The organism is Planctellipticum variicoloris, assembly GCF_030622045.1.
Classification (GTDB): domain Bacteria; phylum Planctomycetota; class Planctomycetia; order Planctomycetales; family Planctomycetaceae; genus Planctellipticum; species Planctellipticum variicoloris.
The window spans coordinates 434973-448586 of record NZ_CP130886.1 but is presented as its reverse complement, the minus strand read 5'-3'; the positions used below and the strand labels follow the sequence as shown (position 1 = coordinate 448586).

General features: G+C 65.1%; 11 protein-coding genes. 6 read left to right on the top strand and 5 right to left on the bottom strand.

Going from position 1 to position 13614, the window contains the following annotated elements; translation table 11 throughout:
• Positions 1 to 6 precede the first annotated feature (6 nt).
• A complete protein-coding gene (locus SH412_RS01770) occupies positions 7 to 375 on the top strand; it encodes a hypothetical protein (RefSeq protein WP_336521788.1) in 369 nt (122 codons plus the stop codon).
• 70 nt (positions 376 to 445) lie between these two features.
• Positions 446 to 820: a hypothetical protein gene (locus SH412_RS01765; protein WP_336521787.1), complete on the top strand. Its 375-nt coding sequence runs from the start codon at positions 446 to 448 to the stop codon at positions 818 to 820.
• 3 nt (positions 821 to 823) lie between these two features.
• Here the strand turns inward: SH412_RS01765 and SH412_RS01760 are convergent, their stop codons facing one another.
• Positions 824 to 1069: a GlsB/YeaQ/YmgE family stress response membrane protein gene (locus SH412_RS01760; protein WP_336521786.1), complete on the bottom strand. Its 246-nt coding sequence runs from the start codon at positions 1067 to 1069 to the stop codon at positions 824 to 826.
• A gap of 300 nt (positions 1070 to 1369) precedes the next feature.
• Here SH412_RS01760 and ispE point away from each other — a divergent pair, with 300 nt between their 5' ends.
• Entirely contained in the window at positions 1370 to 2275 is a 906-nt protein-coding gene (ispE, locus tag SH412_RS01755; protein ID WP_336521785.1) for a 4-(cytidine 5'-diphospho)-2-C-methyl-D-erythritol kinase, read from the top strand.
• A gap of 23 nt (positions 2276 to 2298) precedes the next feature.
• On the top strand, positions 2299 to 2877 hold the full coding sequence (locus SH412_RS01750; RefSeq protein ID WP_336521784.1) for a SpoVG family protein: 579 nt from the start codon (positions 2299 to 2301) through the stop codon (positions 2875 to 2877).
• A gap of 117 nt (positions 2878 to 2994) precedes the next feature.
• Here the strand turns inward: SH412_RS01750 and ribD are convergent, their stop codons facing one another.
• The 3 genes from ribD to SH412_RS01735 all read right to left on the bottom strand — a co-directional run bounded on the left by ribD (position 2995) and on the right by SH412_RS01735 (position 7944).
• Positions 2995 to 4113 carry a bifunctional diaminohydroxyphosphoribosylaminopyrimidine deaminase/5-amino-6-(5-phosphoribosylamino)uracil reductase RibD gene (gene ribD / locus SH412_RS01745; protein WP_336521783.1) on the bottom strand — a complete coding sequence of 373 codons (1119 nt, stop codon included), beginning with the start codon at positions 4111 to 4113 and terminating at the stop codon, positions 2995 to 2997.
• Between the two features lie 12 nt (positions 4114 to 4125).
• Complete coding sequence (locus SH412_RS01740) at positions 4126 to 6267, bottom strand: hypothetical protein (RefSeq protein WP_336521782.1); 2142 nt, start codon at positions 6265 to 6267, stop codon at positions 4126 to 4128.
• A 177-nt stretch (positions 6268 to 6444) separates the two neighbouring features.
• Entirely contained in the window at positions 6445 to 7944 is a 1500-nt protein-coding gene (locus tag SH412_RS01735; protein WP_336521781.1) for an endo-1,4-beta-xylanase, read from the bottom strand.
• Between the two features lie 241 nt (positions 7945 to 8185).
• On the opposite strand from SH412_RS01735, the gene SH412_RS01730 reads away from it, so the two are divergent.
• Positions 8186 to 9079 (top strand): phosphoribosylaminoimidazolesuccinocarboxamide synthase, encoded by an 894-nt coding sequence (locus tag SH412_RS01730; RefSeq protein WP_336521780.1) that lies wholly within the window; start codon positions 8186 to 8188, stop codon positions 9077 to 9079.
• Positions 9080 to 9434: 355 nt separating this feature from the next.
• Positions 9435 to 10412, top strand: a complete 978-nt coding sequence (locus SH412_RS01725; RefSeq protein ID WP_336521779.1) for a DUF1571 domain-containing protein — start codon at positions 9435 to 9437, stop codon at positions 10410 to 10412.
• A 92-nt stretch (positions 10413 to 10504) separates the two neighbouring features.
• Here SH412_RS01725 and SH412_RS01720 read toward each other — a convergent pair whose 3' ends face one another.
• On the bottom strand, positions 10505 to 13534 hold the full coding sequence (locus tag SH412_RS01720; protein ID WP_336521778.1) for a PVC-type heme-binding CxxCH protein: 3030 nt from the start codon (positions 13532 to 13534) through the stop codon (positions 10505 to 10507).
• Between the last annotated feature and the right edge of the window lie 80 nt (positions 13535 to 13614).

Sequence of the window (13614 nt, the reverse complement as noted above, 5' to 3'; positions counted from 1 at the left end):
CCGGCGATGGATGCGATTGTCGATGAACTGAAGGCGATGGGCGGACTGCAATACCACGAGAAGAAACTGCTGAGCGAAGGCCAGACCGGCAAGTGCCTGGAGGCGGTCTGCCTGCGCACCCGGAAGTGGCAGCTCGCCATGCTCTGGCTCTTTGTTGGCATGCTGACCATTCCGGCCCTGATCGGACTGGCGTCTCTCGTCTTTCAACAACGAGGAGCGGGTTCGAATCTCCCCTGGCAACTGGGGATCTTTCCCGCCCTGACAATCATCCCGCAACTGCTGTGGAAGTCCCATCGTCTGGCTCGGCTGGAGACCCTGGACCTGCTCTGGCGGATGACGAACGCCGGTGAGAAGTCCGTCGGCCGGGCGGCGTAAACGTCGCAATACCGTTGCTCTGTGATCGTAGAGTCGACGAGACCTTTGTGTGCCACGCGCGGAGCCGGCGATGGATGCAATTATCGACGAACTCAAATCGCTGAAGTTCCTCTACTACAACGAAAAGAAGCTGCTGGAACGCGGCGACATCGCAGGCTGCCTCGAAGCCGCGACCGGTCGAATGCGACGACGCATCGTCAATGCGAACCTGGGCTTCCTGGCGTTTGTGGCTCTCCTTATCACCACGGCAGTCCTCAGTGCGTTCACGGATGCCGATGGAGTGCCTCCATCGGAGATCGCCCCTGTGGTGTTCTGGACGTTTCTCTCGTTCGCCAGCGTGGCGATTCGATGGTTTCTGATGAAAATCCGGCTCGACGCGATGGCGCTCACTTACAGAATCGTTGAAGCTGAGAGGAAGGCACGAACGGCTGACGGCGTCGCGTAATCTTCACGCCTTGATGCGGAAAAACCGCAGCAGCCACAGCAGTGCGATGGCGCCGACCGTCGCGGTGACCAGGCTGCCAATCAGGCCGCCCGCCGAGAGCCCCAGCAGCCCGAAGAGAAATCCGCCCAGGAGCGCCCCGACCACGCCGACGATCAGATCGCCTACCAGCCCAAAGCCGCCGCCGCGCATCACCTGTCCCGCGAGCCAGCCGGCGGCAATCCCGATCAGGAGGAACCAGATGATGCTCATGCGATGGCCTCGCGGGAGAGAACGAATTGCGATGAGTTCAGCATAGCGTGGCGTCCGCAGGCGAGCGACGGGAATCGCGGCGGCTCAGGTCTCTTCAAATCGATCGCGGCTCACAGCCGTGACCCCGTCCAACTTCGCTTGACCCCGGCGGAACCGGGTCATACCATCCTCCTCCGTCACAGGTCGTGGGGTTCGCGCGTCGCAGACGTCCGAACCGGATCGGTCTCACTCCGCGCGGCCTGAGCATTCAATTCGTCGGCCGAGGAGTCCGCGGCGCACCTTTCCTGAGGAGGCTGCCAGATGTTCTTCCGGTGGTCCGACCGCGCGCTGATCGTCGACGCTCCCGCAAAACTCAACCTGTTTCTGCGGATCGTCCGCAAGCGCCCCGACGGCTTTCACGACATCGACACCGTTATGTCGACCATCAACCTGTTCGACACGCTGGAGTTCTCCGCGTCGAACGACAACGAAATCCGATTGACGGTCGAACTCGCCGTCTCGCCCATGACTGGCGTCTCGGTCGACACGATCCCCACCGGTCCGGAGAACCTCGTAGTCCGGGCGGCCGAGCTGCTCCGCCTGCACACCGGTGCGACCCCCGGCGCCGACGTCCGCCTCATCAAGCGGATTCCTTCCGCGGCGGGGATGGGGGGAGGGTCGAGCGACGCCGCGGCGGCCCTGCTGGGGCTCAACGCGTTGTGGGGGCTGGGGCTTTCGACGGGGGAACTGGTGGGCCTGGCTGCTCAACTGGGGAGCGATGTTGCGTTTTTTCTAGGCGGATCGACGACGGCGCGCTGCACCGGGCGGGGCGAGATTCTGGAACCGCTGAACCTGCCGGAGTTTCTGCACTTTGTCGTGGCAAAACCGCAGGCCGGGCTGTCGACGCCGCTGGTCTACAAGCACTGTCGCCCAGATACTGAAGGTCTTTCTCCAGAAGGACTTATCGCCGCATGGTCGCGGGGGGCGGTCGCGGAGGCGGCACGGTGTTTGCATAACGGTCTGCAAGCTCCGGCGGAATCGCTGAGTGAGGCGATTCGGGGGCTCAGGGAGATTTTTGACCGTCTGCCAGTGCTGGGGCATCAGCTCAGCGGCAGCGGAACGGCGTACTTCGGCGTCTGCCACAACCGCGGGCAGGCGCTGCAGATTGCCGGACGGCTGAGATCAGCCGGATATCCCTGGGTCTTTGTCACCCGGAGCTGCACGTGAGGGACGCGGATAGGAGCGCGGCCGTGGAAATTACTGAGATTCGCATCAAGCTGATGGAAGATCCGAACGAGCGTCTGCAGGCATTCTGCTCTGTGACCTTCGATGGATGCTTCGTAATCCGCGACCTGAAGATCATCCAGGGGACCCGCGGGTCCTTCGTGGCGATGCCGAGTCGCAAACTGACGGACCGCTGCCCGCGGTGCTCCTGCAAGAACCATCTCCGGTCCCGCTTCTGCAGCGAATGCGGAGCGAGGCTGAACGAAGATCGCGCCCTCAAGGGGGACGACGGTCGCGCCAAGCTGTATGCGGACATCGCGCACCCGATCAATTCGATCTGCCGCGAGCTGATCCAGAACCGCGTGGTCGACGCCTTCCACAAGGAACTGGAACGTTCGAAGCTGCCGGGCTATGTCAGCACCTACGACGACTACGGCGAAGAGAGCTACGCCTCGCTGCTGCCGTCGGATGAACGCGAAGAAGTGCTGGATCTGCCGCGAATGTATCCGGTGAGTAGCGGACGGCAGATGGTCGCCGTCGGTGCCGGAGCCGGTCGTTCCTTCGGAGCGGCGTCCCGCGAAGAAGGTTTTGCTGACGGCCTGTAGTCGCCGGATGCCGGTCTGAGCGAACATGCTGCAACGTAGGGTGAGTCGAGTCCACGAGGCTCACCGCTGCAATCACAAATTAAGGTGAGCCTCGAAGACTCGACTCACCCTACTGCTTCACCCCGGAATCCGCGTCACGCCGTGCAGGTAGACGTCGCCGTCAAGCGTCTGCAGTTCCACATGCTGCAGACTGCTCGTCTGGGAAATTTTGGAAGCTCCGGTGCCGCCGATGGGCGACGGCGCCGATGCGCCGCCGACGAGTTTCGGGGCGATAAAGGCATGTACTTCATCGATCAGGTTCGCGTCGCGAAACGCCCCGTGAATCGCCGAGCCTCCTTCGACGAGCAGATTCGTCATGCGACGGCGCCCCAGCTCGGCGAGCAACGCCGTCAGATCGGGGCGGCCATCGGAGCCTGCAGCAAGTCTCAGGACTTCCACGCCGGCTTCAGCGAGCAAGTCGGCGCGCTTTGCGCCGGCTGCTGAAGTCGTCACGACAATCACCGGCCCCATGTCGACCGACTTGGCAAGCTGGCCGGCAGGGGGGAGTCGCAGTTGGCTGTCGACGACGATCCGGGCCGGCGTTCGGGGGCCGGGAGGCCGGGCGGTCAGGAGCGGATCGTCGGCCAGCGCAGTGCCGATGCCGATCAGGACGGCATCCATCCGGCCGCGCAACTGGTGGACCACGGCCCGGGAAGCCGCTGACGAGATCCACTGCGAGTGTCCCGTCCGGGTGGCAATCTTTCCGTCGAGGGTCATGGCCCATTTGCCGTGGACCCACGGCCGCCGGTCGAGCATCAGGCAGACGAACGGGGCGGTCAGCAGCCGGGCCGCCGTCTCCTCAAGGCCGACGGTGACTTCGATGCCTGCGGCCCGCAACTCGGCGAAGCCCTTTCCGCCGACGTGCGGGGCGGGGTCGGCCATAGCGGCGACGACCCGCCGAACGCCTGCCGCGATAACCGCCTGGCTGCACGGCGGCGTCTTGCCGTAGTGACAGCAGGGCTCCAGCGTGACGTAGAGCGTCGCCCCCCGCGCCGCGTCGCCCGCCGCCTGAAGGGCATGGACCTCGGCATGCGGACCGCCGTAGCGCTGGTGCCAGCCTTCGCCCAGACAGCGCAGCTCATCGTCGACGAGCACGGCCCCGACGGGAGGATTGGGCTCGACCGAGCCCAGTCCCCGCGCCGCCAGTTCCAGCGCCCGTCGCATGACATCGGCGGGGCCGGCGAACTGCTGGACCATGGCGTGATTCCGTTACTGACCCGGGAGCCAGAGTTTGCCGCCGCTCGATTCGGCCCCGGCAGCGACCGGGCTGCCGGGCTGCCAGACCCCGCCGGGAGCGGGTCTGTCGCCGGGCATGACCAGTCCGCCCGCCGACCACGGGGATTCGACTTCGAGCTGGGCGAGAATCCCTTCGAGCTGAGGTCGAAGCTGAGGCAGCTTGGGACTGTAGTAGGTTGCGAACTTGTTGAGCAGCGGCCGGAGCCCCGGATCGGACGGATCTTCAAGGCGCAGGATCAGTTCGCGGAAGTCCCAGCGGGCCTGAACCTCAAACGAGGAGTCCGTCTCCGAGATTTGCGTTCGACCTCGCTGAATCCAGTCGAGAGCCTGATCCCGGCGGCCGTGCTGCCGGCAGAGGTCGGCGAGCGTCATATAACAGCGGTCGAGATCGAGCTGCTTGAGGCAGTTCGGCCGTTCCAGAGCGAGCGGAAGGACCCGCAGCACGGAACGGTCGTGGTGAATCAGCAGCGTCCGGTTGGCAACCGACATCAACTGCGCGTCGGTCAGCGACTCCACGGGCAACCGTTCGGTCTGCATGACCGACAGGTTGCTGACCGGGGCGTCGCCGTCGACCTCGAACGGCGGCAGCGGTTCGAGCTGCAGGTCCTTCAGGACCGCGTCGAGATCGAGGTTGTAACCCGCTTCATCGCAGTAGGCGTCGAAGGCGTAAGCGGCTGCGTAAAGGGCCACGCGAGAGCTGGCGTCGCCGACGCATTCGCGCGGCGAGCGACCGCCCAGCAGGAATGTCTTGCGGTTCGGCCAGACGTCGCGGACGGTTCGAGCCCATTGTTCGAGATCGATTCGCTGCCGCTCGACGGCGGAGGCATTGGCGGGGAAGCCCCAGGACCAGCCCAGTTCGTGCAGTTCGCGGGCGGCGCTGGAGACCGTCGAGGTTTCGGGCTGGCTCCAGTCGGCCAGCTCTCCAACGACTGCCCGCATCAGGTCGCCGGCGTCGTCGAAGTCCTTGCCCGCGGCCGCGACGATCAGCATTCGGGCGGGCACTTCCTGGACGCCCCGTTCGGCGTCGAAGACGAGGATCTGCGCCACTACCTGAGGGGCCGTCTCCACCGTCAGTCCAGCCATGTCTTCGCGTCGGACGCGAGGCCGGTCAAGGACCTGGTACGAGGCTGTGGGCGCATCCGGGTCGCCCGGGGGGAGCGTCAGTCGCTGGAGCCGTGGAACCGCGTCGAGGGCAGTGAGAAGACGGGAAACCGAATTCAGCGGGACCATCAGCGACAGGACGTCCGTGCGGTCGGTCGCCACGTTCTGATCGAGGAGTTGAGCGATCGTCTCACACTCGACCGCGGTGGCCAGGTCGGAATAGCGACCGGCCGCCGCGTGCAGGGCCGCCGCCGCCGCGGCTTCATCGCCGGACCAGGCGCGGCAGAGTCCGACCGCATGGTGGACTTCGGCGGACTCGGGGACGGCGACTGTGAGGGGCTGAAGGACGTCGGCGGCTTCGCGCCAACAGCCGACGCTGACGTATTTGAGGGCCTTCTTGAACTCGGACTGCTGAGGTTCGCTCAGTGCGGCCTGCGGCAGGTTATGGGCGCCGCGCAGGGGATACGGTATCTGGGCGCTGTTGTCGAATTCGAGCAGCCGGACGAAGATCTCCTGGCGATCCTGATCCGGAGCGATCTTCAGAGCGAAGCCCAGGTGCTCGCGGGCCGACATGAATTTGCCGCGCGAGGACATGACCGCCGCGGACGCGAGCGCCAGCCCCGCCACCATCGAGGGAAACTTGCGGGAGGCGCGCTGGAAGGCGCGATGCACCAGCTTTTCCGCCTGATCATAACCGTCCGCCTGCAGGGCCGAGGTGGCGTAGAGCACCAGAGTAAATTCGTGGTCCGGCTGGTGTTCGAGAAACTCGCGGGCCAGGTCGCGGGCTGCGGCCGGTTCCGCCAGTTCCAGATGGACCAGGATGCGGGTCGATTCAACCCAGGAGCTGCGGGCGTGTCGCTTGGCGAGGGCTTCGAGCTGCTGCAGGGCGGCGCGGGGCTGATTGTTCTCCATCAACCGCGTGATCCGGTCCATATCCTCCGCGAGGTCGGCGCAGCAGAATTTCAGTTTTTTACCGCTGCCGCACGGGCACGGTGCGTACACGTCCATTGCCATATCGAATCGGTCCTTCCGCGAAAAGCGAAACCGCGCCTGCGAAGGCGCGGGCATCGTGCGGGAATGCCTGCAATCCGGGCACGGAGCCCGGCGAATTGACCAAAACGGCAGGATAACAGACGCTCCCAAATTTCGCACGAGCAGCCGGCAAATTCGCCGCTGTGCGGAGCGTCGCGATCACGAGGTCGGCAGGTTGCAATCCTGCTCGAAATTCCGAATCCGATCGAGCAGCGGCTTCGGCTCTCCGTTCTCGCGGAGGATGCCGGCGCGCGGGAGCTCGTGAGCGACCACGTCGCTCCACTGCGACCAGAAGACGCCGGCGACCGCGGGCTTCGCCATCAGCAGCGGCAGCAGCTCCCCGAACCACCGCGCCTGCTCGCTCTCCGTGTCGGCCGTTTCCCAGACGTGCGGGTCGATCTCCCAGTCGAAGCCGGCGGCCGGGTCGTGTGCCATCGCGGACGGCGCCGCCAGTGTGATGTACAGCGGGATGCCGAGGACGCTCCACTGATCCAGCAGCCGGGAGACTTCGAGCAGATCGCGACGGGCGGAACCGCGGGGCAGATAGCCCATCGCAATCTCCAGGTGCACTCCCGCCAGACCCACGCCCGACCGGAGCAGCGCGTCGACCATCTGCAGCGGCGACAGCCGGTGCTGGCCGCGGGCGAGATACTCCCCCCACGGCTGATCGACCCGGACGATCAGCCGGGCTTCTTCGTCCACCTGACGGGCGACGTCCAGCATCCGGGCGACCAGTGTCAGTCGGGACTCTTCGGCGAGCGCCAACGCCCCCCCCGTATTGGCCCGGGCGGCGATCTCCCAGAGTCGAATCCGCCCCTGATACCGCGCGACCGCCGTCTCGACGAAATCGCAGACAAAACTCTGCAGATTGAAAAAATCGTGCTCCCACCGCGCCAGCCAGGGAGGAAGTCCGGACGAGCCGAAATCGACCAGCGAACTCCCCAGAACCATCAGCCGGTTCTGTTCGCACCAGCTCACCTGCTGATCGAACAGATCCCACCGGTACTCCCCCTCGGACTCTTCAACCGTCCGCCAGTTCAGCGGAACCGCGGCGGCGTCGAACGACAGCCCGAACTCCTGAGTCTCGCCGGGAGGCAGCACATAATCCGGAAGATGGCAGCCAAGCACTGCCGGAAGCTGCGAATAGCGTTGCGTGCGGCCCGCAAGCGCCTGACGCGAGTAAGCCCGCGTCAGGATGTCGGCGGCAATAAATCCATGTTCCAGCGACTGCTCGGCCAGAGCCGACGCCCCGGCCGGATCCGACTGCGACGACGCAGCCCGCGCGAAAAACAGGTGTGCCCGGCGGCTGGCGGGGAGAAATTCGTCGGGAATCCGCATGCCCGCCAGTTCCCAGGCGGAGGCCTGGTTGCGAAGCTGAACCAGCTTGCCGCGGGCGAGTTCGACCGACAGCAGGAAGGGCTCCGCACGTTCGGGAAGCGACGACGTCGACACGATCGGCATCCCGAAGCCCGGAACGGGCCACGCGACATGGAACCGACTGCTCTCGGACGACGACCGCCGACAGCCGATGATATTCTGATCGAGTTCGATGCGGGTGGGAAAGATCCGGCCGTCCGACCCGGTGAGGTAGCCGCGATGCACCTCCGGCCAGTCGACCAGCCGGTCCGCAGGGTGCACAGCAAAGCGGATCAACCCCATGAGCGCCTCGCGGAGAATCAACAGCCGAGGCCCGGAGTGGGAACTTCGAACTGCCCGAATTCGCGCGACCGGATCGGGGAGAGTCCTCGCCGACGGAACGGTCGCGAGCGTTCTCAACGGTCCAAAACCGCCGGGGACGCCATTTTGGAGTGTATATCCCGGCCAATTGATGTTCAAGAACGGGGCCGTTTGCTAGGTTGGCCGGCGAGGCCGATCTTGTGTCTGTCGCAAAGGTTCAGGAATGGCGGAAGCTGCTGGTAACGTGCTGCTGAACAGCGAAATCCCCGGAATCCCCGTTCTGCGGGGAAAAGTCCGCGACGTCTACGATTTTGGCGATCGCCTGCTGTTTATCGCCACGGATCGGATCAGCGCGTTCGACTGGGTGCTCCCGACCGGGATTCCCGACAAGGGGCGGGTGCTCACCCGGATCAGCGAATTCTGGTTTGGACTGCTGGAGGTCGATCACCATCTGCTCAGCATGGACCCGCGGGACGTCCCGTTGCCGGCGGGAGTCGATCCTGTCCCGCTCATGGGGCGCAGCATGGTCGTCCGGAAAACCAGCGTCTTTCCGGTCGAATGCGTCGTCCGCGGCTATCTCAGTGGATCGGGCTGGAAGGAATACCGCAAGTCCGGCACAGTCTGCGGAATTGCCCTGCCGGAAGGGCTGGTCGAGAGCGACCGGCTGGGCGCCCCGATCTTCACCCCGGCCACCAAGGCCGTCACCGGGCACGATGAAAATATTCCGTTCGAGCGGATGTCCGAGATCGTGGGCGCTGAAACGGCGAGTACGCTTCGCGATCTGAGTCAGTCGATCTATCGGAAGGCTTCGGAGTATGCCCGCTCACGCGGGATCATCATCGCCGACACGAAGTTTGAATTCGGAACCGTCGACGGAAAGATCTATCTGATCGACGAGGTCCTGACGCCGGACAGTTCGCGATTCTGGCCGGCGGACCAATACCGTCCGGGAAGCGGCCAGCCGTCCTACGATAAGCAGTTCGTCCGCGACTGGCTGGAATCGACGAACTGGGACAAAAACAGCCCGCCGCCGGCGCTGCCACTCGACGTGGTGGAACGGACCCGCTCGAAATACGTCGAAGCGTTCGAGCGTCTGACCGGCCAATCCTTCGCGTGAGGCGGGCGGTCGGGCAGGGCGGGGGCTTTCAAACTCTGACGGACGTGCCCGCATCATGGGCAGCGTCGCCCGTGGAGAATCCGCGGCTGGGCGGCGCACGCAAAATTTTCCACCTGCGTAAACCTTGCGGATGACGGCTGTGGAATGGCCGGCGACAGTTCTGCCTGCGCTGCGGGCAGTGCTGTTTCCCGCTCGCAGTTTCTGCCGATCAACACAGTCGCCGCTCGCTTGCAGTCTTCGCGGCCTCGGACGCCTGCTTCTCGGCGAAGCGGATTACGAGGTCCTCTTCTGCGGGATTCACCGCGGCCATCCCAGCGCTTCTCCACCCCCAGCCTGACGAGCGGGAGAAAACTGCATGCGGCAATTCTTTCGACGGTGTCTGCCTCAGGACCCCCAATTTCGCGCAAATTCACTGGCCAGTCTGATCGCCGTGGGAACGGTGGGCTTTCTTTATCTGCAGTTTCCGGTGGAACCGGCGGGGGCAGAGACCATTCGATTGACGCGGGCGGCGCCGAAGCCGCTGATCAACCTGCAGGCGGCCGCACCGGTCGAGGCCGCTCCCTCCGCCGGAACGCCGAGCCCGAGCGCCGCCGCGGTCCTCTCGCCCGAACAGCAGGCGGAAGCGACCCTGCAGCGCAAGATCGCTCAACTCGAACGCGGGATCACCTTCCTGAAAGGAATCCCCAGCTACTCGGCCCAGTTCACCAGGCAGGAACTGGTCGACGGGACGCTGCTCGACGAGCAGGAAATGACGCTCAAGGTCCGGCACGAACCCTTCAGCGTTTACCTGAAGTGGCACACCGGGGAACGGGGCCGCGAAGCGATTTATGTCGCCGGGCAGAACGACGGCGAAATGCTGGTCCATGCGGGGGGCTGGAAAGCCCGGCTCGGGACGCTGTCGATCGATCCCGACGGGACGCTGGCGATGCAGGAAAACCGGCATCCGATCACGAACGCGGGGATTCTGGAACTGGCGAAGATGATCGTCAACTACCACCAGCGCGATCTGCAGACGCACAACTACACCCGCTGCGAACAGCTCGCCGACGCGGAATTCGACAGCCGGGCCTGCGACGTCTATCTGATCGAATACAAGGACCAGTCGGCTTCGGAGACCTACCGCAAGTCCCTGACCTTCATCGACAAGGAACGCTCGGTGCCGCTCTACATCAAGAACTTCGGCTGGCCGGGCGCCAACGCTCCGACGGACGGCGAAGAGCTGGATGAGGCGACGCTGATCGAGTTCTACAGCTTCGCGGAAATCGACTTCGGCGGTCGGATGTTGGCCGCGGACTTCGACACCGCCAATGAAGAGTACGGGTTTAAGCGATAGGCAAACTGGCGGCGGAATCGCCGGCACTCGCTGGATCAAAATGTACACGCGGCAGGCTCGAACTCGGGCCTGCCGCGTGTTTTGCATTGCAGTTACTTCGCCGGAGCGGCGGGAAGCTCCTTGAGGAACGCCAGCAAGTCGGCCATCTGCTGCGGGTTGATCTCCTTTTCGACCCCTTCGGGCATCAGCGACAGGCCGCTGGAAACCAGGGCGTCAAGGGTCTCCCGCAGAACGACGTCTTCTTTCGCTTCGGCACGCCGGAGCGTGATGCTCGCTGCGGTTTCGGCGGAGATGATGCCCGAAAAGACTCGCCCCTCATCCGTCGTCGCGGTGTAACCGATGAAGTTCGGCTGCGCTTCCCGGTTCGGATCGAGGACCGCGATCAGCAGATCCTCCAGCGACTTGTTCTGCACCGACACCAGATCGGGACCGACCTGGTGCCCGAGGCCGGCCGCCCGGTGGCAAGTGACGCAGTTCTTCGTGTACACGGCCTGACCGCGGGTGGCGTCGCCGGCCAAAGCGAGAGCCGGCTGGTACTTGGCGACGATTTCCTTGCGATTGCTGGTCTGTGTGGCGAACAGGCCGCGGGCGCGCGTGCGAATCGGCTCCGACGGATGGTTCGACAGCAGTTGCTGTTTGTCGCGGTCGATTTCCGCAAGTTTGACCGTCCCGGCCGCGACCGCGACCAGCAGTGCATCCGCGCCGCTGGAGGACTGAACCAGCGCGTCGACGATGCTGCGACGGACGGCAGGGCCGTGCGTCTTCCATTCCGCCAACAAGGCCGCCGAGGCCTGAGGACTGTTGCCGGCGGCCAGCGCCGCGACGACGGCCTGCTGGATCGCCGGAGGCGTCTGAGGAGTCAGCAGATCCGGGAACGATTCCATCAGCAGCGATTCATCGGCATTCGCCACCAGCTTGACCGCGGCCAGCCGCGTCCCTTCCGGGAGCTTTCCGTTGGAAGCCTGCTCAATCGCGGTCTTCCAGACGTCGGCCAGCGACTTCGCCGCCGTCTCGCTGGCGACGGACGAGAGCCGGACGCCGCGACGACGCAGGCCTTCGCCCAGCCCCTGCAGCACCAGCGCCTGACGGGGGGCGGGAACGCCGGCGGCAAGACTGGCGTCGAGGAGCTGCTTCGGACCGGCCGGGTCGGACTCAGCGCCCACGGAACGTGCGAGTTCCGACAAAAACGCCGTCGAGGCCTCCGGGTCGCGGAGCAGTTCGGCCGCGAGGCTGGCGGCGACTTTCGATGAAGAGCTCAGGATCGCCGGGAGGAGATCCTTGTCGGTCTTCAGATGCCGGGCCACGCGCCGCAGTCCATCGACGGCCGCCGGGCCGTCAATGGCCCCGAGCGACAGCGCGACCTGCCAGCGGACGCGTTCGACCGGATCGTCGGTCAGTGCGATCCAGCGACTGACAATTTCCGGCTGGCCGGCCGCGAAAGGCTCGGAGAGCTGCAGTCCGCATTCGCGCACGTGGGGGTCACTCGCGCCCAGGGCGACGAGCAGCTCCGCCGGCGCGAGGGCCTTCAGTCCTTCGAGCGACCAGAGTGCGTGAACCTGTCCCTGAGGCGTTTTGGCCTCTCGGACCAGTTTGCGGAGCGGTTCGACCGCGCCGGCGTCCTGGGCTTCCCAGATCAGCCGATGGGCGGTATCGCGTACCCACCCGTGTGGAGAATCGAGGTAAGCGACCAGCTCAGCCGGCTCCAGCCCCGCCAGTTTCGGCGGCGTGGCCGGCTTCGTGTCCGGCGGCAGCAGCCGATAAATCCGGCCGCGATCGTAGCCGCTTTCCAGGTCGACGTACGCCTTGATGTCGTCGGGAATCGAGAACGGATGCTCGATCGTTTCCCGATACATATCGAGGATATAGAGCGTGCCGTCGGGGGCGTTGACGAAGTTCACCGGACGGAACCAGTTGTCGGTCGACGTCAGAAACTCGACCCCTTCTTCGGTTCGTTCGGCCACGAAGCTGGCTCCCGCGGGGGTCAGCTTTTTGCGGTGGACGAGGTTGCCGCCGACGTCGCCGATGAAAACGTTCCCCTGGAACTCGGGCGGATATGCTCCCCCCCGGTAAACCGTGATTCCAGTGGCGGAGGTGAAGAACCCCGTCGCCACGAGCTCGGTCGCGGAGACGCGGGATCGAAAGGCCGGGTCGGCGGCGCGACGGGCGGTGCGGACCACGCGCCAGGGCTCGGGGCCGCTGGTGCGAAAGACCGGTCCCGCAGCGCCTTCCTTGGCGATCGACCGGAGGACGGCCGAGAACGCGAGCTGCGGGTTGCGTTCCAGGTAGTGGAGCGGGAAGACCACGTGTTCGATGTGGTTGCTGTTGTTGCAGACGAAGCGGTCGCCCCAGTCGTCGACCGTATGGCCGAACTGCTCGCCTCCCGAAACGAGCTGGAAAGTCTTCGTCGCGGGATTCAGGCGGAGATCCCGCCGGCCCGGGGAGACCTTCGTGCCGTCGGCGAGCTGGACTTCGCCGCCGGCACGGCCCGAGGCGAACCAGATGCCGTGATCGAGCCCCCAGCGGAGACCGTTGGCGAGTCCCTGCACGTTGGAAGTGCTGAAACCGGTGGCCAGGGTCTCCTGATGATCGGCCTTGCCGTCGTCGTCGGTGTCTTTGAAGTAGACCAGGCCGGCGGGACCGAGGACGAAGATGCCCCCTTTGTAGCAGCAGACCGATTGGGGCCAGCGGATCTTGTCGGCGTAGATCTCGCTCTTGTCCATCTTGCCGTCGCCGTCGGTGTCGGCCAGACGGCGAATCCGCCCCCACGTTTCCTTGCGCTGGGCAACGTACTTCTCGACGCGCTGTTCCGGGAGGAACGGGTAGTCGTTCATTTCGACGACGTACATCCGCCCGTATTCATCGAAGCAGGCGTCGATCGGGTCGACGACATCCGGTTCGTGCGCGACGAGCTGGAGCTGGAAGCCGTGCTCGATCTTGAAGCGTTTGAGCGAGTCTTCCGGAGACGTGGCCGGGATCCGTTTCATCACCTCCTCCAGCGGAGGTTCGTCGGCCAGGAGCGGTCCGGCGGCACTCAGCACGGCGGTTGCCAGCAGGCCACGGCACGCGATCGGCAGAAATCCTGCCGATCGGAAACGACTCCACAAACGCTGCAGCGCGGGCATGGCGGAAAACTCCTTCGCAAGGCAGGGGGAAACGGCGGGAGGAAAAGTACTCAGTTCAGGCGGAAGTCCTCGGCAGTTTC

What these genes read in the sequence shown, in the direction of transcription:
- SH412_RS01765 (WP_336521787.1), top strand. Translation starts at nt 446, where the DNA reads ATGGATGCAATTATCGACGAACTCAAATCGCTGAAGTTCCTCTACTAC.
- SH412_RS01720 (WP_336521778.1), bottom strand. Translation starts at nt 13,534, where the DNA reads ATGCCCGCGCTGCAGCGTTTGTGGAGTCGTTTCCGATCGGCAGGATTT.
- SH412_RS01735 (WP_336521781.1), bottom strand. Translation starts at nt 7,944, where the DNA reads ATGGGGTTGATCCGCTTTGCTGTGCACCCTGCGGACCGGCTGGTCGAC.
- ribD (WP_336521783.1), bottom strand. Translation starts at nt 4,113, where the DNA reads ATGGTCCAGCAGTTCGCCGGCCCCGCCGATGTCATGCGACGGGCGCTG.
- SH412_RS01730 (WP_336521780.1), top strand. Translation starts at nt 8,186, where the DNA reads ATGGCGGAAGCTGCTGGTAACGTGCTGCTGAACAGCGAAATCCCCGGA.
- SH412_RS01725 (WP_336521779.1), top strand. Translation starts at nt 9,435, where the DNA reads ATGCGGCAATTCTTTCGACGGTGTCTGCCTCAGGACCCCCAATTTCGC.
- SH412_RS01740 (WP_336521782.1), bottom strand. Translation starts at nt 6,267, where the DNA reads ATGGCAATGGACGTGTACGCACCGTGCCCGTGCGGCAGCGGTAAAAAA.
- ispE (WP_336521785.1), top strand. Translation starts at nt 1,370, where the DNA reads ATGTTCTTCCGGTGGTCCGACCGCGCGCTGATCGTCGACGCTCCCGCA.
- SH412_RS01770 (WP_336521788.1), top strand. Translation starts at nt 7, where the DNA reads ATGGATGCGATTGTCGATGAACTGAAGGCGATGGGCGGACTGCAATAC.
- SH412_RS01760 (WP_336521786.1), bottom strand. Translation starts at nt 1,069, where the DNA reads ATGAGCATCATCTGGTTCCTCCTGATCGGGATTGCCGCCGGCTGGCTC.